The sequence below is a fragment of the Rhodococcus sp. IEGM 1307 genome (assembly GCF_030056915.1).
GTDB lineage: Bacteria > Actinomycetota > Actinomycetes > Mycobacteriales > Mycobacteriaceae > Rhodococcus_F > Rhodococcus_F opacus_D.
In genome coordinates, this window is record NZ_JASHKW010000131.1 from 1 (window position 1) to 217 (window position 217).

1 protein-coding gene is annotated in these 217 nt (G+C 70.5%); it reads left to right on the top strand.

Going from position 1 to position 217, the window contains the following annotated elements; translation table 11 throughout:
* Positions 1-217 (top strand): hypothetical protein (locus QM841_RS43055; protein ID WP_283336815.1); only part of this gene is annotated, 217 nt, incomplete at both ends.

Here is a 217-nt window from a genome sequence, read left to right on the forward strand (position 1 = left end):
CGACGTATGCGTCGTCGGCGGCCCTGTACGTGGTGGGGTTCAACCACTTCTTCCGCGGCAAGGACCATCCCGGGGGCGGGGCTCAGATCTTCATCCAGGGCCACGCCTCGCCGGGCATCTACGCCCGCGCGTTCCAGGAGGGGCGGATCCCGGCGGAGCGGATGGACGGGTTCCGCCAGGAACACTCGCACGCCGATCAGCGCGGCGGGTTGCCCTC